Genomic DNA, 20,800 nt, shown 5'->3' on the forward strand with positions numbered 1-20,800 from the left:
TCGGCTGCCCGGCTCAGCGCAACGTCCTCGCCCAGTCCGCCGGAACCCGTCCCGCGGGACCCGGCGTCGGCTGGTCCAGGGGGTGGCTCTCCGGCGGGGCCAGGTCGGGGCCGGACTCGTACATCTCGTTCGTCGCGAAGTTCCAGAACCACTCCTCGCCCGGCTCGAAACTCCGCATCACGGGGTGCCCGGTGGCCTCGTAGTGCGCGGTGGCGTGCTTGGCGGGGGAGGAGTCGCAGCAGCCGATGTGGCCGCACTGGGCACAGCGCCGCAGATGGAACCACCACCCGCCGACCTCGTCGCACTCCCCGCAGCCCGTACCGCTGGGCGGGATGGTCGGGTCGATTCCGGTGTCACTGGTCATGCCGACTCCTCGGGGGCCGTTTCGTCGTCCGTGGCGGTGAGCGGAAGGAGCACCTGGAAACGCGTGTCGCCCGGCACCGACTCGACCTGGAGGCTGCCGTGGTGCTTGTTGACGACGATCCGCCAGGAGATGTCCAGGCCGAGCCCGGTGCCCTCGCCCACCGGCTTGGTGGTGAAGAAGGGGTCGAAGATACGGTTCCGGATCTCCGGCGGCACGCCGGGCCCCGTGTCGCGGAACTCCACCAGCATCCGGTCGTGGTCGAGCGCCGTCCGCACCGTCAACGTCCCGTGGCCGCCTGCGCTGTTGATGGCGGAGACCGCGTTGTCGATCAGGTTGGTCCACACCTGGTTGAGCTCCGCCGGGTAGGCGGGGACCTTCGGGAGCGTACGGTCGTAGTCCTTGACGACCTTGATCTGCTGTCCGATCTTTCCCGACAGCATCAGCAGCGTGCTGTCGAGGAGTTCGTGCACGTCGGCCATCCGGTACGGGGCGCGGTCGAGCTGCGAGTACTGCTTCGCCGCGTCCACGAGGTGGGAGATGCGGGTGGTGGAGTCCTCGATCTCGTCCATCAGCAGCTCGGTCTCGACCGTGTAGTTGAGCCACCCGACCGCTCCGGGGAGGATCTCCTCGTCGACGGCCGCCGCGACCTGGTCCAGCCAGTCGATGTCCAGTCCGGCCTGCACGAAGGTGGGCGCGAGCCGCCAGCCGTCCTGGATGCCGTGGTCGTCGAGCCAGTCGGTGAGGGCGTCCTCGCGGTCCGCCGCCTCCAGCGGGCTCAGCGTCGGTGCCTTGGCGACCAGTTCGGCCGTGCGGTCCTGGATCTCGATGAGATGCGCCAGCTGCTCGCGCGGAAACGGGCCCGAGGCGATGATGCTGAGCTTGTGCCGCATCTTCGCCACCCGCTCGCGCAGGGTCGAGGTCGCCCGTACGGCCGCCGCGGCGGGGTTGTTGAGTTCGTGGGTGAGCCCGGCGGACAACGAGCCGAGCGCCAGCAGCCGTTCGCGCTGCCCGATCATCCGCTGGGTGTTCTTCGAGCCGAAGAAGAGCCCCTCCAGGAGATGGACCGCCATGGGGAACCACTCCCGCATGATGCTCGCGAACGTGTCCGCGGGCACCACGAAGAACCGAGTCGGCTCCGTCACGCGCATCGAGTTGTTGTAGACCTGCCGCACCCGGTCGCCGAGATACGCCTGCATGGCCCCGGCGTACACCCCGGGCTGGGAGGTCCGGGTGACCTCGACGTCGTCGGCGCCGACCCGCCGGGACAGCACGACCGTGCCCTCGATCATCACGTAGAAGCAGGTGGCGGGCTCGCCCTCGGTGTACACCGGACCGGGTTCGAACCCCTCCACGCGTCCCGCGGCACACAGCCGTCCGAGTTGTTCGGGGCTCAGCTTCTCGAACAGGAACAGTGAGCCGATCTCCCGGGGGTTGCACGGCAGGAGCTGCCCGCTCATGACTGCTCCAGGTAACGGTGGACGAGCATCACGGCCATGGCTCCCTCTCCGACGGCGGACGCGACGCGCTTGGCGGACTCGGCGCGTGCGTCGCCCGCCACGAACACGCCGGGAATGTTGGTCTCCAGGTGGTACGGCGGCCGGTCCAGCTCCCAGTCCGCGGGCGGCCGCCCGTCCGGCGTGAGGTCGGGGCCGGCCAGGATGAACCCGCGTTCGTCGCGCAGCACCGTGCCGTCCAGCCAGTCGGTCAGCGGGGCCGCGCCGATGAACACGAACAGCCACTGCGCGTCGACGAGTTCGGTCTGCCCGGTCGCCGCGTCGCGCAGCGTCAGCTGCTCCAGGTGGTCGGAGCCGTGCGCGGCCTCGACGGCGGTGCCGCAGCGCACCGAGATGTTCGGTGCCTCCTCGATCTGCTGGACCAGGTAGTACGACATCGACGCCGACAGCGACTCCCCGCGCACCAGGAGGGTCACCGACTTGGCGCCCCGGGCCAGGTACATCGCCGCCTGCCCTGCGGAGTTGGCGCCGCCCACGATGTACACGTCGTGGCCCTGGCAGGAGGCGGCCTCGGTCAGCGCCGATCCGTAGAACACCCCGCAGCCGTTCAGCTCGTCCACGCCCGGCGCGGGGAGCTCCCGGTAGGACACGCCGGTCGCCAGGATCACGCTGTGCGCGGCGATCGCCGAGCCGTCGGAGAACCGTACGACCCGCGCGGCGCCGTTGATCTCCAGCCCGGTCACCTCGCGCGCGGTGAGGATCTCGGCGCCGAACTTCGCCGCCTGCCGCCGGGCCCGGTCGGTGAGCTGCGCGCCCGACACCCCGTCGGGGAAGCCGAGGTAGTTCTCGATGCGTGAGCTCTGGCCGGCCTGCCCGCCGGTCGCGGACCGCTCCACGAGCACCGTCCGCAGCCCTTCCGAGGCCCCGTACACGGCCGCGCCGAGACCGGCCGGGCCGCCGCCGATGACGACCAGATCGTAGAAGTCGGCCGTCGGTGTCGTCGCCAGCCCCACCCGGGCGGCGAGTTCGGGCGCCTCGGGCGCGACCAGCGGAGTGCCGTCCGGGGTGATCACCAGCGGCAGCCGCTGCCCGTCCGCGCCGGCGGCGGCCAGCAGCCGCCGGCCCTCGGGCTCTTCGGCCGAGTACCAGCGGTACGGCACCTGGTTGCGGGCCAGGAACTCCCGGACGTCCGACGAGCGCGCCGACCAGCGGTGCCCGACGACCTTCGTGCTGGGCACGGGCCGGTAGTCGCTGCAGCGCCACGCCTGGATCAGGTCGTCCAGCACCGGGTACAGCTTCTCCTCGGGCGGATCCCACGGCTTGAGCAGATAGTGGTCGAGATCCACGACGTTGATCGCGTCGATCGCCGCGTTCGTGTCCGCGTACGCGGTCAGCAGCACCCGCCGCGCGCCCGGATACACGTCCAGGGCCTGTTCGAGGAACTCGATGCCGTTCATCTGCGGCATGCGGTAGTCGGCCAGGATCACGGCGACCAGGTCGCCGCGCAGCTTCAGCTCCCGCAGCGCCTCGAGCGCGGACTCGCCGGACTCCGCGCGCACGATCCGGTACGACTCGCCGTAGCGCCGCCTCAGGTCCCGGGCGACGGCACGGGAGACTCCAGGGTCGTCGTCCACGGTCATGATGACGGTCCGCGCTGTGTCGGCGGCCTGTGCCATACGTCTCCCACCCCGAGTGGTCGGAATCAGGGCACGGCGTCCCCTTCGTCACCGCGCCGGCTCAGCCCATCGTATGTTCGATCGCCCCGCTGCGCGCTGCTGTGCCGCGGGCCCGCCGCTCGTCAGCGCTGTGTGCTCCCCTGCGAGGCTCATGCCGGCAGCGTAGGGAACACTGAAACCCGACGATGTGATCGCGACACGAGGAGGCAGCCGCATGACGCGCCCGATCACGGCAGGGGTCGACGGATCGGAGGAGAGCCTCGCGGCGCTGGCCTGGGCCGGACGCGAAGCCGTCCGCCGCGGGCTGGCGCTGCGCGTGGTGCACGCCTGGCGGTACGAGCCGCACGCGGCGGTGGAGGGGGACCGGGAGACCCAGGCCCAGTGGGTGCGCGACAGCGTGGCCGGCGCCGTCCGGACCGTCACCGAGCGGCACCCCGGCCTGGACGTGTCCGCCGACGTCCTGGAGGGCGACGCCGTCGACACGCTGGTCGCCGCGGCGGCCGAGGCCGAGCTGCTGGTGCTCGGCTCGCGCGGCCACGGCCGGGTCGTCGGCTTTCTGCTGGGCTCCGTCGGCCAGCAGGTGATCGCCGCGACCACCCGCCCGGTGGTGCTGGTGAGGTCCGGGGACCGGCCCGCGGCCGAGGTGGCCGGCCGTGAGGTCGTCGTCGGTCAGGAGGGCGGCCCGGAGGACAGCGCCGCCGCGCTGGGGTTCGCGTTCGAGACGGCCGCGGCGCGCGGGGCGACCGTCCGCGCGGTGCGGGCCTGGACGCTGCCGCCCATGTTCGCCTACAGCCCCGGCTCGCTCCACCTGCTCGACGAGGCCGGCGGCCCCGAGCCGTTCGAGAAGAAGGCGCTGGCCGAGGCGGTGCAGCCGTGGCGGGACCGGTTCCCGGACGTTCCGGTGGTCGAGCACGTGGAGATGGGCAGCGCCGGTCAGGTGCTGCTGTCGATGGCGGGGCGGGCCCAGCTGATGGTCGTCGGCCGCCGTGCCCGCCGTACCGCCGTCGGTGCCCGGATCGGCTCGGTCGCCCATGGCGTCCTGCACCACGCGGACTGCCCGGTGGCCGTGGTCCCGCCCGCCTGAGTCACTCCGACGCGGCGGGCCGAACCGTCTGCCGCGCGTGGGGGAGGATGTTCCTGACGTAGTCCTCGACGGCCATGTCGAGGCCGATGTCGTGCTGGGCCCGCTCGGACAGGTACCAGCGGTGCTCGAGCAGCTGGTGGTAGATCTCGGCCGGGTCCATGCCGCCGCGCAGCTCCGGCGGCACCGCACGCACGGTGGGCCGGAACACCTCGCGCACCCAACGGTGGGCGAGCACCTCCGGGCGGGCCGCAAGGGGGTCGCCCGGCGCGTGGTCGTCCTGGGTGGCCATCCAGCTCTCCAGGTCGTTCAGCAGGCGGCGGGCCTGGTTCTCCTCGGTGTCCAGGCCGGTCAGCCGCAGCAGTTGCCGCTGGTGATGGCCCGCGTCGACGACCTTCGGAACGAAGGTGACCGTGTCGCCGTTCGAGGAGTGCTCGATCTGCATCTCGGCCACGTCGAAACCGAGGTCGTTGAGGCGGCGTATCCGGCGCTCTATGTAGTGGTACTTGCCCGCCGGGTAGACGGAGGTGCGGGTCAGTTCCTTCCACAGGTCCTCGTAGCGGGCGCAGATCCCGGCGCCGAACTCGACCGGGTCGACGGAGGGGTGCAGCGCCCCCGACGCCTCCAGGTCGAGGAGTTCGCCGCTGATGTTGACGCGGGCGAGGTCCAGGTCGTAGTCGCGCTGCCCGGAGCTCAGCTGCGGGTGCAGTTCGCCGGTCTCGGCGTCGACCAGATACGCGGCGTACGCGCCGGCGTCCCGTCGGAACAGCGTGTTCGACAGCGAGCAGTCGCCCCAGGCGAACCCGGCCAGGTGCAGCCGCACCAGCAGCACCGCCAGCGCGTCCGTCAGCCGGTGCATGGTCGCCGGGCGCATGGTCGTCTCGAACATCGAGCGGTACGGCATCGAGCCGTTCAGGTGCCGGGTGATCAGCACCGACTCCAGCGGGCCGCCGTCCGCGTCGCTGCGGCCGGTGACCACGGCCAGCGGGTCCACCGCGGGGATGCCGAGGCGGTCCAGGTCGCGCAGCAGCTCGTACTCGCGCAGAGCGGGGCGCTCGGCGAGCTCCTTGACGGCGACCACCTCGCCGCCCGCCCGGGCGTAGCGCACCACGTGGCGGGAGATGCCGCGGGGCAGCGGGACGAGGTGGTCCTCCGGCCACTCCTCCAGCGGCAGGTGCCACGGCAGCTCGAGCAGGAGGGCGGGGTGCTCCGGATTGGTGGCGCTGATCTGCAATGCCATGGCCCGACCCTAGACGGCCCGCTCCCTGGCCTGTCGGGCGGCGTCCCGCACCGGGCCTCGGTGGACCGGCCCGTGCCCGGGCGCCAGCACATCGGCGTCCAGCCCGTCGAACAGCTCCAGCGAGGCCAGGGCCCGGGCGCGCTCGTGATGGAACATGTCGGGCAGCAGCTGCGGACCCTTCGGTCGCGCCGTGGGGTGTCCGCTGACCAGGGCGTCACCGGAGATCAGCACCCCGGCGTCCGGCAGGTGGAACGCACAGTGGCCGAGGGTGTGGCCGGGCGTGTGGACGGGCACGGGACGCCCCGGCAGGTCCAGCGGGCCCGCCGTGGGGAAGGGCCGGGGCGAGGTCACCGGGTTGTGGGCGGTGCCCCCGGAGCGGATCGCGTGCACCGCCCACGGCAGCACGCCCGGCCGCCAGCCGTTGCGCAGCACCCGGCCGACGGACACCTGGTGCTGGAAGTCCCGGCGCGCGTGCGGCACTTCGGCCTCGTGCAGGTACACCGGCGTGCCGTAGGTGGTGCTCAGGTACTGAGCGGATCCCAGATGGTCGTTGTGGGCGTGGGTGATGAGCACGGCCGCCACCGCCTGAGGCGAACTCCCCACCTGGGCAAGGGAGTCGAGGACCTCCTGGCGGTCCCCGGGATATCCGGTGTCGACCAGCGTGACGGCGTCCCCCTCGCGGAGGATCACCCAGTTGGTGTTGCTGCCGTGCACCAGGTAGGTGCCGTCGGCAACTTGCTGGACATCTGTCCGCATGATCGTCCCGCATGGTGAGGTCCGCGCCCGACGAGGACAGCAAAGCGGATCACGAGGCCGGCCTCTGCGGAGGGTGCCCCTTGCCCACGGGGCCTGCCCAGCCGCGCCGTACTCAGTTCACGCCGTGCGGGCGGAACTGGATGCTGATGCGCGGCCCCGCGGCCCGCGTGGTCTTCGGCACGCAGTGCTCCCATGTCCGCTGACACGAACCGCCCATCACGATGAGGTCGCCGTGGCCCAAGGGGCGCCGTACGGTGTCGCCGCCCCGCATCGGACGCAGCAGGAGGTCCCGGGGAGCGCCCACGGACAGGATGGCGACCATGGTGTCCTCGCGCGCGCCCCGGCCGATCCGGTCACCGTGCCAGGCGACACTGTCCCGTCCGTCGCGGTAGTGGCAGAGCCCGGCCGTGACGAACGGCTCGCCCAGCTCGTCGGCGTAGTGCGCGGTGAGCGCGTCGCGCGCCTCGGTGAGCACCGGGTGCGGCAGCGGGTCGCCCGCCTTGCAGTACGCCAGCAGCCTGGGTACGTCGACCACGTGGTCGTACATCGCGCGGCGCTCGGCCCGCCATGGCACCTCGGCCGCCAGCTGTTCGAACAGCGCGTCGGACCCGCTCAGCCAGCCGGGCAGCACGTCGATCCAGGCGCCGGAGCCGAGCTCGGTGCGGCGCAGGCCGTCGAGGGAGCCGAGCCGGAGCTCGTCGGTCTGGTCGAAGAGCGAACCCTGGAGGTGCATGGCCATGGCTCCAGCGTACCGTTGATTCGAATGTATGTTCCATTGGCGTGACGGGCTGAACTGACGCCGTCCCGGCCCTTTGGATACATTCCCGTATCGGATACATTCGTGTATCGAACGGAGGGGCGGACATGGTGGCGGAGGGAACGACCGGGCGCGTGACCAGGCGCCGCGTCCGCACGCGCGCCAACCTCCTGGACGCCGCGTTCGAGGTGTTCGCGGCCAAGGGGTTCGGGCGGGTCTCGATCGAGGAGGTGTGCGAGGCCGCCGGCTACAGCCGCGGTGCCTTCTACTCGAACTTCGCCAGCCTGGACGAGCTGTTCTTCGCCCTCTACCGGCAGCGGGCCGACCTCATCGCCGAGCAGGTCTCCGGGGCGCTCGCCCTGGACGGACCGGACCTCGACGTGCCCGCCGCCGTCGACCGGGTCACCGAGGTGCTGCTCCTCGACCTGGACTGGCTCCTGGTCAAGACGGACTTCCTCGTGCACGCCGCCCGTGACCCGGCCGTCGCGCAGACCCTCCTGGAGCACCGGGCCCGGCTGCGCGGGGCCATCGCGCAGCGGCTCGCCCGCGCCGTCCGGGGCCACACCGCACTGCCCGCCGTACTCGGCGACATCGACGCCGCCGCCCACGCGGTGGTCGCCGCCTACGACGGAGTCACCACCCAACTGCTGCTGGACAAGGACGTCGAGCATGCGCGCGGGTGGCTCAAGCAGCTGCTCACCGCGCTGCTGACCGACGGCAGCGGCACACCCGAACTGAGACCCCAATGAGAAGGGCAACGGTCCCCATGGACGCCACGGACGCGGACGTCATCGTCGTCGGAGCCGGTCTCGCAGGCCTGGTCGCGGCGCACGAACTCACCAGCCGGGGCCGCAGGGTCGCCCTGGTGGACCAGGAGAACGCCGCCAACCTCGGCGGCCAGGCCTTCTGGTCCTTCGGCGGGCTGTTCCTCGTCGACTCCCCGGAGCAGCGCCGGCTGGGCGTCAAGGACTCCCTCGACCTGGCCTGGAACGACTGGCAGGGCAGCGCCGGGTTCGACCGGCTGGACGACGAGGACTCCTGGGCGGTGCGCTGGGCCCGCGCCTACGTCGAGTTCGCGGCCGGCGAGAAGCGGTCCTGGCTGGAGGGGCACGGCATCAAGTTCCTGCCGACGGTCGGCTGGGCCGAGCGCGGCGACCTGCGCGCCGACGGACACGGCAACTCCGTACCCCGCTTCCACATCGCATGGGGCACCGGCACAGGGGTCGTCGAGCCGTTCGTCCGGTACGCCGAGCAGGCCGCGCGCGACGGACTGCTCACCTTCCACCACCGGCACCGGGTCGACGAGCTCGTCATCGAGGACGGCGCGGCACGCGGGGTGCGCGGCACGGTACTCGCCGCCGACGACTCGCCCCGCGGCGTCGCCTCCAACCGTGACCGCGTCGGCGAGTTCGAACTCACCGCCCAGGCCGTGGTCGTCACCACCGGCGGCATCGGCGCCGACCACGACATCGTCCGCCGCTACTGGCCCGAGCGGCTCGGTACGCCGCCCGCCGAGATGGTCACCGGCGTCCCCGCGTACGTCGACGGGCGGATGCTCGACATCAGTGCGGAGGCGGGCGTACGGCTGGTCAACCGCGACCGCATGTGGCACTACACCGAGGGCCTGCAGAACTGGGACCCGATCTGGCCCGGCCACGGCATCCGCATCCTGCCCGGACCGTCCTCGATGTGGTTCGACGCCCTCGGCCGCCGCCTGCCCGAACCGTGCCTGCCCGGATACGACACCCTCAGCACCCTGAAGTACCTGCGGACCACCGAGGACATCGCCGGGTACGACCACTCCTGGTTCATCCTCACCCAGAAGATCATCGAGAAGGAGTTCGCGCTGTCGGGCTCCGAGCAGAACCCCGACATCACCGCCAAGGACCGCAAGGCGTTCCTGCGTGACCGTGTGCTGGGCAAGGGCGCGCCCGGCCCGGTGGCGGCCTTCCTGCGCAACGGCGCCGACTTCGTGACCGCGCCCGACCTCGAACAGCTCGTCGTCAAGATGAACGGTCTGACCGACAAGCCGCTCCTCGACGCGGCCGCGCTCCGCCGCCAGATCGAGGCCCGCGATCTGCAGATCGCCAACCCCTACAGCAAGGACGCCCAGGTGCAGGGCATGCGCAACGCCCGCCGCTACATCGGCGACCGCCTCGGCCGGGTCGCCACTCCGCACCGCATCCTCGACCCCGGGGCCGGACCGCTGATCGGCGTCAAGCTGCACGTCCTGACCCGCAAGACCCTCGGCGGCATCCAGACCGACCTCGACTCGCGCGCCCTGGGCGTCGACGGACAGCCGATCGACGGTCTGTACGCGGCGGGCGAGGTGGCCGGCTTCGGCGGTGGCGGCGTGCACGGCTACAACGCGCTGGAGGGCACCTTCCTCGGCGGCTGCCTCTTCTCGGGGCGTGCGGCGGGCCGGGCGGCCGCACGGCAGACCGCCTGAGGCACACCGACGGCCCGCCTCCTCATGCCTGAAGGAGGCGGGCCAGCACCGCCGCGTGGCTCTGCTCCGGGGACTTGGCGGCGGTCAGCAGCGTCACCGTCGCCTTGCGTGCCGACGCGCGCAGCCCGTCGAGGAGCTCGGCCGCCTCGGGCTCGGCCAGCTCGGCCTCGTAGCGGCGCGCGAACTCCTCGTACGACCCCTCGCCTGCGTGGTACCAGCGGCGCAGTTCGGTGGACGGGGTGAGGGCCTTCGGCCACTCGTCCACGCGTGCCGCGTCCTTTGCCAGGCCGCGCGGCCAGAGGCGGTCGACCAGGACGCGCACGCCGTCCTCGGCTTCCGGCGGTTCGTAGACGCGGCGCACACGGACACTCACGATCGGGGCCTTTCTCGTGGCGGCTCGTGCCGGGAGCGTACGCCGGCGGGTGGCAGCAGCCGTGGAACCCGGGGGTGGATCTGTTGGCCGTCGGCTGCGGTTGAGTGGTGGTCGTTGCGCACGGCGACGTGGTCTTTTCGGGTGGTGGACGTGTGGGCGGGGTGCGGAGGTGGCGGCTCCGTTCGTGGTGACCGGTCCCTCGGGAGTGGCGATCCGCGACCGGATCAAGGGGCTCACGCCCGAGGACGAGATGGTGCTGCGGCCGGCCGGCGACCACCGCAGCGGACGCTGACCCCCTGGGGCGGGGGCTCCTCAGCGCGGGCGCAGGGTTTGCGCGGCCGTGGCCGTCACGGCGTCCGCCACCGCCGCGAGGGCGGGTGAGTCCAGTTTCCACTGCTGCCAGTACAGCGGGACGTCCACCGCGCGGTCGGGGGCGAGCTGGACCAGCCGGCCGGAGCGCAGCAGCGGGTCGGCCTGGACCTCGGGCACCACGCCCCAGCCGAGGCCCGCCGCAACGGCCTCGACGAAGCCGTCCGAGGTGGGCACGAAGTGCCGTACGGGGCTCGCGCCGCCCCTGCCGCGCCGCAGTCGGCGGACGAAACCGTCCTGGAGGTCGTCCCGCCGGTCGAAGACGACGACCGGCGCGTCCGCGAGCGTCTCCCGCAGCGGTCCGTCGAGATGCCGCTCGGCGAAGTCCGGGCGGGCCACGGCGACGTAGCGCATCGTGCCGAGCGCGCGCACGGAACACCCCGTCACGGGAACCGACGACGACGTCACCGCCGCCATCACCAGCCCCTCGCGCAGCAGCGCCGCGGTGTGGTCCTGGTCCTCGCGGCGCAGTTCGAAGCAGAGCCGCAGCTTCTCGGGCACGCAGGTGAGCGCCGGCAGGAACCAGGTCGCCAGCGAGTCGGAGTTCACCGCGATCGACACACGGGTCGCCTCCCCGGCACCGCTCATGCCGAGCTCGGCGCGCGCGTCCCGCTCCAGCCGGGCCAGCTGGCGCGCCAGCCGCACCACGACCTCGCCCGACTCCGTCGGCTGCACCGGCTTCGTCCGCATCAGCAGGATCCGTCCGGTGCGCTGCTCCAGGGCCTTCACCCGCTGACTGACCGCCGACGGCGTCACATGCAGGGCGGCCGCCGCCGCCTCGAAGGTGCCCTCGTCCACGACCGCGAGCAGGGTCCGCACCTGGTCGAGAGGAAGCTCCGTCATCACCCGCTCCGTGCCTCAGGGCCATTATGAGAGCTAATGATACTTAAGAATCTTTAGCTACACATTAGGATGCCGCGTCCGTAGCGTCGATGCCATGTCCCACACCCTGACCGCCGCGGCCGCCGGATTCGGCACCGGCCTCTCGCTCATCGTCGCCATCGGCGCCCAGAACGCCTTCGTCCTGCGCCAGGGCGTCCGCCGGGAGGCGGTCCTCGCCGTCGTCGGCATCTGCGCACTGTCCGATGCCCTCCTGATCGCCCTCGGTGTCGGCGGTGTCGGCGCGGTGGTGGTGGCCTGGCCCGGCGCGCTGACCGTGGTGGGCTGGATCGGCGGGGCGTTCCTGCTCGGCTACGGAGCACTCGCCGCCCGCCGCGTGCTCAAGCCCGGGGAGGCGGCCCTGCGTACGGAGGGCGAGGCCGCCGGGTCGCGTCGGCGGGCGGTGCTCACCTGTCTGGCGATGACCTGGCTCAACCCGCACGTCTACCTCGACACCGTGTTCCTGCTCGGCTCCGTCGCCGCCGACCAGGGTCCGCTGCGCTGGACGTTCGGAGTCGGAGCGGCGGCCGCCAGCCTCTGCTGGTTCACCGCGCTCGGTTTCGGGGCCCGGCTGCTCGGCCGCTGGCTGGCCCGGCCCGCCGCCTGGCGGGTGCTGGACGGACTCGTCGCCGCAACCATGATCGTCCTTGGTGTCACGCTCATCGCCGGCAGCTGACCGCTCCGGCGCGAGCGTCCGCACGGGGCTGCGACAGTGATCGCCGGTTCCGCAGGATGACCGATCCCGGCCGCCTTCGTCCCGGAGCCGCGCCGGTACCCCGTCCGGCCCCCTACAGGCCGCCGCTGCGCCGGTGGAGCGAGTACTGCTCCATCAGCTGGCCGCGGGTCATCTCCAGCCGGGACGCGAGGATCTCGGCGACGATCCGCACCAGCGTCATGCCGAGCTGCGGATCCTCCTCGCACAGCTCGAGCACGGGCTGCGCCTCGAACTCGTAGGCGCGTACGGGGCTGAAGGCCACCGCGCCGAAGTCCCACTGGTGCGGCGGGAACAGCCAGGACCAGCCCAGCAGATCGCCCGAGCCGAGAGTGGCGACGGTCACCCGCTGCAGCGACGTCACCTGCTGGTCGAGCGAGACCGCCCCGGAACGGATGACCCAGAAACGGTCGGCCGTGCCACCCGCCTCGAAGATCCGGGTGTCCTCGGGGAAGGACACCTCCCGGCCGAGCGCCATCAGTCGCCCGCGCTGCGGCGGGGGAAGGGCGGTCAGCAGTTTCGTCGCTTTGGTCATGGCGCGGAGCTCCTCGCCGGCGATCGGTCCCGGTGCTGTTCCTATGCCCATTCCAGCCGCTGACGGAGCGCGGAGCACCTCGGCGAACCCTGGAAATTCCGTCCGATCCGGCGGTTGCCGCAACGCGGACATGAAAGAGCCCTGGCTGGACGGGGGAGGCCAGCCAGGGCCGTTAGCGGTGGTGTACGGAGGACGATGAGGTCGACTCCGTCACCACGTATGGATGAACGATAAACCATCACGGGGTGTGGTCCGAACACGGAACCGGGTCCCGTGAGCTGTTTCACTTCGGCCTCACTGCTCCTGTGAGGTCACGACACGGATCGTGTCCAGTTCCGGGTCGCTGGGGTCGGGCAGGTTCATTCCGGAGGCCAGCCCCGAGCGCAGGTACCGCAGCACCGGCTCGGTGAGCCGTTCGCCGGGCAGGACGGCCGGGATGCCCGGTGGGTAGGGCGTGACCATCTCCGCCGCGACCCGGCCGGCCGCCTCGGCCACGGGCACGTTCTCGGCCGGACCGAAGAACGCGTCGCGCGGCAGACGATCCTGCACCATCCGGAGCCCGGACGGCGACGGCACCTCCACCTGCGGGGCGGGCCCCAGGTCGGGCGCGGCGGCCGCGAGGTCCTTGAGCGCGGCGAGCAGTTCGCCGGTGGTCTCGTGGTCGTCGGCGTGGGTGAGCTGTGCGCCGATGCGGCGATGGTCGGCCAGGTGCGTCTCGATGTTGCGGAACCCGCGCAGCCAGTCGGCGGCCTGGTACCCGGTGATGCCGAGCCCGTCCACCTCGATGATCACGGGCAGCGGGTCGAAGTCGTCGGCCTTTCCCCGCCCGCAGAAGTCGGCACGGTCGTTGACGTGCATCCCGTCGATCTCCTCGATGGTGGCCCGGACGTGGGCGGCGAGGTCGAGGGCGGCACCCAGGAGCTCCCACCCGTGCAGCACCATCTGCCGGCGCCAGCCGTCGAGCCCGGCGAGGATCAGCACCGACGGGCTGGTCGTGCCCAGCAGGTCGGCCCGCATCCCGAGCAGGTCGGGTGGCACCAGGTCACCCTGCAGATGGAAGACGGAGCCCTGTTCGAGACCGCTGCCCATCTTGTGGATGCTCGTGACACAGATGTCGGCGCCCGCGTCCATCGCCCAGGACGGCAGCTCCGGGTGGAACGGCAGATGCGCACCCCACGCCTCGTCGACGATCAGCGGAACCGGCCGCCGGTGACAGACCTCCGCGACCGCCCGTAGATCCGCACAAGAGCCGTACGGCGTCGGACTGGTGACCAACGCGCCCTTGGCGTCGGGATGTTCGGCGAACGCCCGGTCGAACGCCGCGGCGGACGGCGGATGCGCGAGATGCCGCTCGGCGTCCCAGCGGGGCTCGACCCACACGGGCTCGATACCGGACAGGATCAGCCCCGACACCACGGACTTGTGCGCGTCCCGCCCGATCAGCAGCCGCTCGTGCGGACCGGCGACGGCCAGCATCGCCGCCTTCACGGACAGGGAACTCCCGCACGTGCTGAAGAACGTGTGCTCGGCGTGGACGGCGTCCGCCATCAACTCCTGGGCACGCTGCAGTACCCGGCCCCGGGTGAGCCGGTCGTCGAGACCGCCCGACGCCAGCACGTCACCGAGGAACACCGCGTCCCCCAGCACCTGGCACACTGCAGGATCGGCGCCCCGAGCCTGCTTGTGCCCGGGCGGCGTGAACGACAACCGCCCGGTGCGCCGGTACTCGGCGAGGGCTTCCAGAACGGGGGCGCGGGTGTGATCGACGGCCATGGCAGCCGGGTTCCCGACATCGCCGACCGCAAATCACCCCGTGCACGACGCCCGCTCAGCCGACCTCGGCGTGCCTGCCGGGGGTGAGGATCTCGTCCAGCACCCTGAGCACCGCCTCGTAGGCCAGCCGTCGTACGGCCGCCTCCCGGGCTCCGTCCGGGTCGTCCGCCGCCAGGGCGTCGCTGCGCGCCCGCCACGCGCGTTCCTCCTGTTCCGCGCAGGCCCTGCCGCGCTGGATGCGCCGCAACAGCTCGTCTGAGTCCACGACGTCGGTCATGCTCTCCGCGTACCCCCGTGTTCCGCTTCGATGGCCGACTGCGCGGGCTTTCGGCGACTTGTTCCGGCTGGTTTGGCGGGCCCCTCAGGGGTGAGCCGAACAGTGTGGGCGGCGCGGCCGGACGAAAGCCCGTTTTCTTCGACTCGGCGGTGTCCTTCCCGGTCGATCAGTCAGGGAGCGAAGACGTGAGCGCGCAGCACTGGACCGAGCCCGCAGGCAGCGCAACGTGCCGTCCGGCCGACGTTCGCCGGGCGGTACGGCATGCGGTGGCGAGTCGTTGCCGGGCCACCGGCATTCCGTGCGACAAGGACGCCCTCGAGGACGCCCTGCTCGTGGCGTCGGAACTGACGTCCAACGCCATCCTGCACGGCGGCGGTGTCACCGACGTCGCCGTCGATGTGGACGGGCGGGAGGTGCGGGTCTCCGTCAGTGACCGCAGCGACCGGCTGCCGGTGGTCACGGCGCCGGTCGACGCGCAGGGGCGGCGCCGGTCAGGGGGCCGTGGCTGGCCGATCGTGTGCCGGCTGGCGCGGGACGTGCGGGTGGCGGGACTGCCCTCGGGCGGCAAACGCATCACCGCCGTAGTCCCCTTGGGCTGACCGGTCTTCGCCGTCGTGGAGTTTGTTCCCGCGGTGGCAGGGCAGACGCATTCTCGTGCTTCGGACCGGAGGCGCGCCAGCGGGGAGCGGTATGCCCTCCGGGTCTCCGGGATCCGGATCGGCGCCCTTCCCGCGGTAGTCCCTGAAGTCCCTGAAAAGACCGTTCAGGAGCGATTCCGCATGCCCATCGACACGTCGACAAGCCGTTCTGGCACGTCCGACCACTCCGCCGCGCACCACCGGCGGTGCCATGACGACGCTCCCGACACCACCCACCTCTTCATCCAACTGCACACCCTGGAGGACGGCCCCGAGCGGGACGCCGTCCGCGATGAACTCGTCAGCGCATGGCTGCCCATGGCCCACCGCATCGCCGGCCGGTTCCGCGACCGCGGTGAATCCCTCGAGGACCTCCGTCAGGTGGCCGCCCTCGGGCTGGTCAAGGCCATCGACCGCTACGACCCGTCCCGGGGCGCCTTCGAGAGCTACGCCGTGCCCACCATCACCGGCGAGGTCAAGCGGCACTTCCGGGACCGGATGTGGGCCCTGCGCGTGCCCCGCCGGGTCCAGGAGCTGCGCAACAAGGTACGGGTCGCCCGCCGGGAACTGGCCCAGAGCCCGGGCTCGCCCGAGCCCACCGTCGCCGACATCGCGGCGCACAGCGGGCTGACCGAGGACGAGGTCTCCACCGGAGTGGAGGCGCTGGAGAGCTTCAGCACCCTCTCGCTCGACGCCGAACTCTCCACCGACGACGAGGGCTACAGCCTCGCCGACACCCTCGGCGCGCCGGACGGCTCGTACGACGTCGTGGTCGACCGCGAGTCGGCCAAGGAGAGTCTGCGCAATCTGCCGGAACGCGAGCGCGCCATCCTCTACATGCGCTTCTTCGAGGACATGACGCAGAGCCGTATCGCCGACCAGCTGGGCATCTCCCAGATGCATGTCTCACGCCTGATCAGCCGAAGCTGCGCCCGGGTGCGCAACGAGGCCCTCGGGCACAGGAAGGCCCGACGCAGGACCCGGAACCGCTCGGCGGCGGCCTGACCCGACGCGTCGCCGGCCGGGCGACCGCGAGGCAACGGCGGCGGGCCGTCACCCCGCCGCCGTGTCCTTCCCCTCGAGGTGCGCCCGGACCTGCTCCGGCGTCAGATACAAGTCGCTGTACACGAAGTCCTTGAGCTTGGCGGACCGGTGGGCCGTGAGACCGGTGCGGACGAAATCGTCGCCTGCCACCGCGTTGAGCAGCCAGTTGGTCATGACGCGGGTCTTGGCGACGTTGGTGCGCAGTGCCGACCAGTGGTAGCCGCGGGCGACGGCCTGGGCGGGCAGGCCGCGCAGTTCGACGCCGAGCGGTTTGGAGACCGCGTCGCGGCCGCCGAGGTCGACGACCAGGCCCAGGTCCTTGTGGACGTACGGCTGCATCGGTTCGCCCCGCAGCGTCGCGATGACGTTGTCGGCGACCTTCCTGCCCTGGCGCATGGCGTGCTGGGCCGTGGGCGGACAGATCGCGCCCTCCTCGCCCTTGGCCTTGTCGGGCACCGCGGCGGCGTCGCCGAGCGCGAACACGCCGTCGTGTCCCGGCAGGCTCATCTCGGCGGTGACGGCCAGCCGCCCGCGCACCGTCTCCGCGCCGAGCGTGGCGATCAGCGGGCTCGCGACGACGCCCGCCGTCCAGATCAGCGTGTGGGTGGGGACCACCCGCCCGTTGGTGAAGGTCACCTCCTCCGGGCCCGCCTTGGCGATCGAGACGCCGAGGGAGATGTCGATGCCGCGCCCGCGCAGCACTTCCTGCGCACTGCGGCCGAGCTTCTCGCCCAGCTCGGGCATCAGCTTGGGGGCGATGTCGATCAGGTGCCACTTGATCAGGTGCGGATCCAGCCGGGGGTAGCGCTTGACGGCGTTGTGGGTGAGGCGCTGCAGGCAGGCGGCCGTCTCGGTGCCCGCGTAACCGCCGCCGACGACCACGAACTGCAGCCGGGAGGCGCGCTCGGCGGGGTCATGGCTGGCGTCGGCGAGGTCGAGCTGGGAGATGACGTGGTCGCGGATGTAGGCGGCCTCGGCGAGCGACTTCATGCCGAAGGCGTTGTCGACGAGCCCGGGGATGTCGAACGTCCGGGTGACGCTCCCGGGAGCCAGCACGATGTAGTCGTACGGCTCGTCGACGAGCTCGTCCGTGACGGTGCGGATGACGCAGACCTTGGCCTTCAGGTCCACGCCGATCGCTCCGCCCGGGATGATCCGCGTGCGGTACTTCCGGCTGCGGCGCAGGGACAGGGCGATGGACTGGGGGGTCAGCACCCCGGAGGCGACCTGGGGCAGCAACGGCAGATAGAGCTGGTAGGCGAACGGTGTCACCAGGGTGACGGCGGCCTCGTCGGGGGAGAGCCGGCGTTCCAGGCGCCGTACGCACTCCACTCCCGCGAAGCCCGCGCCCACCACCAGGATCCTGGGTCGTGTCACGATGTCCATCCCTTCCGCGGTTCCGGGGCGGTCTGCCTCGACGCCGTGCGCGTGCCCCCGGAGCGTGGCTTCGCACCTCATCGATCCCACCGTGCCTTCAGCCGCTGCGCCAGTCGGGCGCGGCAGCAGACGAACGGCTGGAGACCAGCATGCCCGTTCGGACCGTGCATCGCGCCGGGCGGAGGCTCACCAGGGCAGGAACGCGTGCACGTCCTTGCCCTGGTCGGCGGTCACCACACTGACCTGGTCGCACAGCGCATGGATCAGATGCCAGCCGATGCCTCCGCCGCCCCGGCTCGGACGGAACGGACGCGGAGCGGGCCGTGTGGTGCTGGTGTCGTGCAGGGTGACATGCACTCCGTCGTAGGTGCGGCGCATCCGCAACTGGAACGGACCCGGGGCGTACTGGACCGCGTTGGCGGCCAGCTCGGTGACCACCAGCAGGACGTCGTCCCACTGCTCGCGGGAGGTCGGCGGCACGACGCGCGCGAGGTCGCTCAGGAACCTCTCCGCGGCCAGGCGCGCACCCGTGACGTCGTGCGGCCCACCCGCGAAGCCCGTCGTGCGGCTCGGGATGCCCTGGGCAGCCAGTGTGTCGTCCCAACGCGGCTCGGTTGCCATGTCGCCTTTCCAGCCCTTCCCGTTCCAGGGCTGTCCCCGTGTCTCCTGCGCCCCCAGTTCTGCGGGTTCCCGGGGGCGCCGACCCTACGCGTCCGGCGGCGGGCCGGTCGGCGAGCTCATCGGAAGACGTTGTCCGAGTCGTCGTCCAAGCCGTCCGAGCCCGACAGATCGTCCGCCGCGCCCAGCCGGGGCGGTCGCGAGCGCGCCTGGTACATCGCGTCGATCTCCACCGCGTAGCGCTGCACGATCGCGTCCCTGCGCAGCTTCATCGAGGGCGTCAGCAGCCCGTTCGCCACGTCGAACGGCTCCGGCAGCACGCGGAACACCCGGATGGACTCCGAGCGCGACACCGTGCTGTTCGCCGCGGCGACCGCCCGCGCGACCTCCTCGCGCAGCGCGTTCTCCTCCCGGGCCTCCCGCAACGGTGTGTCGCCCTGCATGATCAGCCCCGCCCGCCAGTGCACGAGGAACTCCGGGTCCAGGGTGATCAGGGCCCCCACGCACGGACGGTTGTCGCCCACGACGACCGCCTGGTGGATGAGCGGATGCATCCGCAGCCGCTGCTCCAGCGCCCCCGGCGCGACACTCTTGCCGCTGCTGGTGATGATGACGTCCTTCTTGCGGCCGGTGATCGTCAGATAGCCCTCGGAGTCCAGCCGCCCGAGGTCGCCGGTGGCCAGCCAGCCGTTCCCCAGTGCGGCCACCGTCGTGGCCGGGTCGTTGACGTAGCCCTGGAACACCGACGGCCCGCGCACCAGGATCTCCCCGTCCGCGGCCACCTCGATCTCCATGCCCGGCAGCGCCTGCCCGACGGTGCCCGACTTCTCCCGGCCCAGCGGCTGCATGGTGACCGCGGCGCCGGTCTCGGTCAGCCCGTACCCGTCGTGCACGTACATGCCGATGCCCTCGTAGAAGAGGGACAGTTCACGGCTGAGCGGCGAGCCTCCCGACGTCCCCCGGACCACCCTTCCGCCCAGCGCGGCCCGCAGCCTGCGGTACACCGCCCGCTCGTACAGCGCGTGCTGCAGCCGTAGATCCAGACCGGGTCCCGACCCCCGGCCCAGCCGCTGCCGCTCGGTGGCCGCGGCGAAGTCCCGGGCGGTCTCCGCGGCCCGCTCGAACAGCGCGCCGCGGCCCCCCTGCTGGGCCGTCCGAAGGAAGTTCTTGTAGATCTTCTCGAAGACCGACGGTACGGCGTAGAAGTACGTCGGCCGGAACGAGCGCAGCGCCGACGACAGCGACTGAGGGCTCACATCGGGTTCATGGCCCATCAGCAGGCCCCCGCGGACGCACAGGCCCTGGATCATCAGGCCGTACACGTGGGAGAAGGGGAGGAAGGCGAGGACCCGCCCCTGCTCCCCGGGAGGTGCCGCCGTGTGGCCCCAGCCCGCGAGGAGGGTGTCGCAGGGGCTGGCCAGGTTCCGATGGCTCAGCGCACAGCCCAGCTGACGGCCCGACGTGCCCGAGGTGTAGGCGATCACCGCGGTGGAGTCCGGAAGCACGATCCGGCGCAGCGAGTCGACCGTCGCCGACGGGATGAACTGGCCGCGTGCGGCAAGCTCCTCCAGAGCGCCCGCGTCCAGCTGCCACACCTGCCGCAGGGACCCGAGCGTCGCACACACGGAGCCGACCGTCATCACGCCCTGCTCGTCCTCGACCACCACGGCCACACAGCCCGCGTCCCGGAGGATCCACTCGACCTGATCGCGCGACGACGTCGGATAGATCGGCACGACCTCCGCGCCCACCGCCCACAGGGCGTAACTGAGCACCGTCCACTCGTAACGGGTCCGGGCCATGATCGCCACGCGGTGGCCCGGGGAGATGCCGGACGCGACCAGACCCTTGGCCAGATCGACCACTTCGTCCCGCAGTTCGATCGCGGTGACCTCCTCCCAGACAGTGGAGGCGGCGTCGGGGCGGCGGGCGATCAGCGGCAGGGTCGGATTGCGGGCCGCCGTCTCGAAGAGGCTGTCGGCGAGCCCGCCGGTCAGTGGCGAAACGCTCGGGGGAGCGAGGGCGAAGTCGCGCATGCGCTGCTCCTGATGTGTACGGGCTGTGACCCCGCCGACGAGAACTGTTATCGACGGTGGTCGAATCTAGCCCAGGTGAGACCGGTTCGTGCCAGGAACGGAGAACTGAAGCCGTCCTGATGATCTCGGCGTGTCCGGGGGACTCGGGGGACATGAGTCACACCAATCCCGATCCGGAGCCCGAGCGCACGACAGGCCTGGAACCGGGCGGCGGCGTACCCCCAGGGGAAACCCCACCCGCGGAGAGCAGCCTGCCCGGCGCGGGACCCCGGGAGACGCACAACCCGACCAAGGGCTGGGCCAAGGGCCCGCTCACACTGATCATCGTTCTCGTCGTGCTGGTCGCAGCCTTCTTCCTGGCGTACGGCCTGGTACTGATGTTGTAGGAGCCT

At 71.7% G+C, this 20,800-nt stretch carries 22 protein-coding genes; 8 read left to right on the forward strand and 14 right to left on the reverse strand.

Annotated elements, in window-relative coordinates:
* Positions 1–13: 13 nt before the first annotated feature.
* From ACFV7R_RS31940 to ACFV7R_RS31950, 3 genes are read right to left on the reverse strand one after another with little or no spacing between them, the layout of a single operon-like run.
* Positions 14–364: a UBP-type zinc finger domain-containing protein gene (locus tag ACFV7R_RS31940; RefSeq protein WP_385269659.1), complete on the reverse strand. Its 351-nt coding sequence runs from the start codon at positions 362–364 to the stop codon at positions 14–16.
* Positions 361–1,821: an ATP-binding protein gene (locus tag ACFV7R_RS31945; RefSeq protein ID WP_385269661.1), complete on the reverse strand. Its 1,461-nt coding sequence runs from the start codon at positions 1,819–1,821 to the stop codon at positions 361–363. Before ACFV7R_RS31945 ends, ACFV7R_RS31940 begins: the two co-directional genes overlap by 4 nt.
* Complete coding sequence (locus ACFV7R_RS31950) at positions 1,818–3,494, reverse strand: FAD-dependent oxidoreductase (RefSeq protein WP_385269663.1); 1,677 nt, start codon at positions 3,492–3,494, stop codon at positions 1,818–1,820. Before ACFV7R_RS31950 ends, ACFV7R_RS31945 begins: the two co-directional genes overlap by 4 nt.
* A gap of 214 nt (positions 3,495–3,708) precedes the next feature.
* Between ACFV7R_RS31950 and ACFV7R_RS31955 the strand changes: the two genes are divergently transcribed.
* Positions 3,709–4,578, forward strand: coding sequence for a universal stress protein (locus ACFV7R_RS31955; protein ID WP_385269665.1), 870 nt, complete (start codon positions 3,709–3,711; stop codon positions 4,576–4,578).
* A gap of 1 nt (position 4,579) precedes the next feature.
* Here ACFV7R_RS31955 and ACFV7R_RS31960 read toward each other — a convergent pair whose 3' ends face one another.
* The 3 genes from ACFV7R_RS31960 to ACFV7R_RS31970 all read right to left on the reverse strand — a co-directional run bounded on the left by ACFV7R_RS31960 (position 4,580) and on the right by ACFV7R_RS31970 (position 7,310).
* Positions 4,580–5,815, reverse strand: coding sequence for a DUF4032 domain-containing protein (locus tag ACFV7R_RS31960; RefSeq protein WP_385269667.1), 1,236 nt, complete (start codon positions 5,813–5,815; stop codon positions 4,580–4,582).
* Positions 5,816–5,824: 9 nt separating this feature from the next.
* Complete coding sequence (locus ACFV7R_RS31965; protein ID WP_385269669.1) at positions 5,825–6,571, reverse strand: MBL fold metallo-hydrolase; 747 nt, start codon at positions 6,569–6,571, stop codon at positions 5,825–5,827.
* Between the two features lie 112 nt (positions 6,572–6,683).
* Positions 6,684–7,310: an alpha-ketoglutarate-dependent dioxygenase AlkB gene (locus tag ACFV7R_RS31970; RefSeq protein ID WP_385269671.1), complete on the reverse strand. Its 627-nt coding sequence runs from the start codon at positions 7,308–7,310 to the stop codon at positions 6,684–6,686.
* Positions 7,311–7,435: 125 nt separating this feature from the next.
* Here ACFV7R_RS31970 and ACFV7R_RS31975 point away from each other — a divergent pair, with 125 nt between their 5' ends.
* Entirely contained in the window at positions 7,436–8,077 is a 642-nt protein-coding gene (locus ACFV7R_RS31975; protein WP_385269673.1) for a TetR/AcrR family transcriptional regulator, read from the forward strand.
* A gap of 17 nt (positions 8,078–8,094) precedes the next feature.
* On the forward strand, positions 8,095–9,777 hold the full coding sequence (locus ACFV7R_RS31980; protein ID WP_385269675.1) for an FAD-binding dehydrogenase: 1,683 nt from the start codon (positions 8,095–8,097) through the stop codon (positions 9,775–9,777).
* Positions 9,778–9,799: 22 nt separating this feature from the next.
* Here ACFV7R_RS31980 and ACFV7R_RS31985 read toward each other — a convergent pair whose 3' ends face one another.
* A complete protein-coding gene (locus ACFV7R_RS31985; RefSeq protein WP_385269677.1) occupies positions 9,800–10,150 on the reverse strand; it encodes a DUF488 domain-containing protein in 351 nt (116 codons plus the stop codon).
* Between the two features lie 169 nt (positions 10,151–10,319).
* On the opposite strand from ACFV7R_RS31985, the gene ACFV7R_RS31990 reads away from it, so the two are divergent.
* Positions 10,320–10,442, forward strand: a complete 123-nt coding sequence (locus tag ACFV7R_RS31990) for a hypothetical protein (protein ID WP_385269679.1) — start codon at positions 10,320–10,322, stop codon at positions 10,440–10,442.
* 20 nt (positions 10,443–10,462) lie between these two features.
* Here the strand turns inward: ACFV7R_RS31990 and ACFV7R_RS31995 are convergent, their stop codons facing one another.
* Positions 10,463–11,362, reverse strand: coding sequence for a LysR family transcriptional regulator ArgP (locus ACFV7R_RS31995; protein ID WP_385269681.1), 900 nt, complete (start codon positions 11,360–11,362; stop codon positions 10,463–10,465).
* A 94-nt stretch (positions 11,363–11,456) separates the two neighbouring features.
* Between ACFV7R_RS31995 and ACFV7R_RS32000 the strand changes: the two genes are divergently transcribed.
* The gene (locus ACFV7R_RS32000; protein ID WP_385269683.1) at positions 11,457–12,074 is read left to right on the forward strand and encodes a LysE/ArgO family amino acid transporter; all 618 of its coding nucleotides are present in this window, start codon (positions 11,457–11,459) and stop codon (positions 12,072–12,074) included.
* Between the two features lie 112 nt (positions 12,075–12,186).
* On the opposite strand, the gene ACFV7R_RS32005 is transcribed toward ACFV7R_RS32000, so the two are convergent.
* From ACFV7R_RS32005 to ACFV7R_RS32015, 3 genes are all read right to left on the reverse strand, one after another.
* Positions 12,187–12,645: a cyclic nucleotide-binding domain-containing protein gene (locus tag ACFV7R_RS32005; protein WP_129797792.1), complete on the reverse strand. Its 459-nt coding sequence runs from the start codon at positions 12,643–12,645 to the stop codon at positions 12,187–12,189.
* A gap of 294 nt (positions 12,646–12,939) precedes the next feature.
* The gene (locus tag ACFV7R_RS32010; RefSeq protein ID WP_385269685.1) at positions 12,940–14,418 is read right to left on the reverse strand and encodes an aminotransferase class I/II-fold pyridoxal phosphate-dependent enzyme; all 1,479 of its coding nucleotides are present in this window, start codon (positions 14,416–14,418) and stop codon (positions 12,940–12,942) included.
* 55 nt (positions 14,419–14,473) lie between these two features.
* Complete coding sequence (locus ACFV7R_RS32015; protein ID WP_385269687.1) at positions 14,474–14,695, reverse strand: hypothetical protein; 222 nt, start codon at positions 14,693–14,695, stop codon at positions 14,474–14,476.
* Positions 14,696–14,880: 185 nt separating this feature from the next.
* Between ACFV7R_RS32015 and ACFV7R_RS32020 the strand changes: the two genes are divergently transcribed.
* Both ACFV7R_RS32020 and ACFV7R_RS32025 read left to right on the forward strand, forming a co-directional pair.
* On the forward strand, positions 14,881–15,294 hold the full coding sequence (locus ACFV7R_RS32020; RefSeq protein ID WP_240797339.1) for an ATP-binding protein: 414 nt from the start codon (positions 14,881–14,883) through the stop codon (positions 15,292–15,294).
* A 180-nt stretch (positions 15,295–15,474) separates the two neighbouring features.
* The gene (locus ACFV7R_RS32025) at positions 15,475–16,338 is read left to right on the forward strand and encodes a SigB/SigF/SigG family RNA polymerase sigma factor (RefSeq protein ID WP_385269689.1); all 864 of its coding nucleotides are present in this window, start codon (positions 15,475–15,477) and stop codon (positions 16,336–16,338) included.
* 48 nt (positions 16,339–16,386) lie between these two features.
* Here ACFV7R_RS32025 and ACFV7R_RS32030 read toward each other — a convergent pair whose 3' ends face one another.
* The 3 genes from ACFV7R_RS32030 to ACFV7R_RS32040 all read right to left on the reverse strand — a co-directional run bounded on the left by ACFV7R_RS32030 (position 16,387) and on the right by ACFV7R_RS32040 (position 20,408).
* Positions 16,387–17,763 carry an NAD(P)/FAD-dependent oxidoreductase gene (locus ACFV7R_RS32030; protein ID WP_385269691.1) on the reverse strand — a complete coding sequence of 459 codons (1,377 nt, stop codon included), beginning with the start codon at positions 17,761–17,763 and terminating at the stop codon, positions 16,387–16,389.
* Positions 17,764–17,940: 177 nt separating this feature from the next.
* The gene (locus ACFV7R_RS32035; RefSeq protein WP_129797798.1) at positions 17,941–18,375 is read right to left on the reverse strand and encodes an ATP-binding protein; all 435 of its coding nucleotides are present in this window, start codon (positions 18,373–18,375) and stop codon (positions 17,941–17,943) included.
* Between the two features lie 116 nt (positions 18,376–18,491).
* Complete coding sequence (locus ACFV7R_RS32040; RefSeq protein WP_385269693.1) at positions 18,492–20,408, reverse strand: AMP-dependent synthetase/ligase; 1,917 nt, start codon at positions 20,406–20,408, stop codon at positions 18,492–18,494.
* 152 nt (positions 20,409–20,560) lie between these two features.
* On the opposite strand from ACFV7R_RS32040, the gene ACFV7R_RS32045 reads away from it, so the two are divergent.
* Positions 20,561–20,794, forward strand: a complete 234-nt coding sequence (locus ACFV7R_RS32045) for a DUF6480 family protein (RefSeq protein ID WP_129797800.1) — start codon at positions 20,561–20,563, stop codon at positions 20,792–20,794.
* The last annotated feature ends 6 nt before the right edge of the window (positions 20,795–20,800 follow it).

The sequence above is a fragment of the Streptomyces sp. NPDC059866 genome, assembly GCF_042731325.1.
In the GTDB taxonomy this organism is placed as follows: Bacteria; Actinomycetota; Actinomycetes; order Streptomycetales; family Streptomycetaceae; genus Streptomyces; species Streptomyces flavusporus.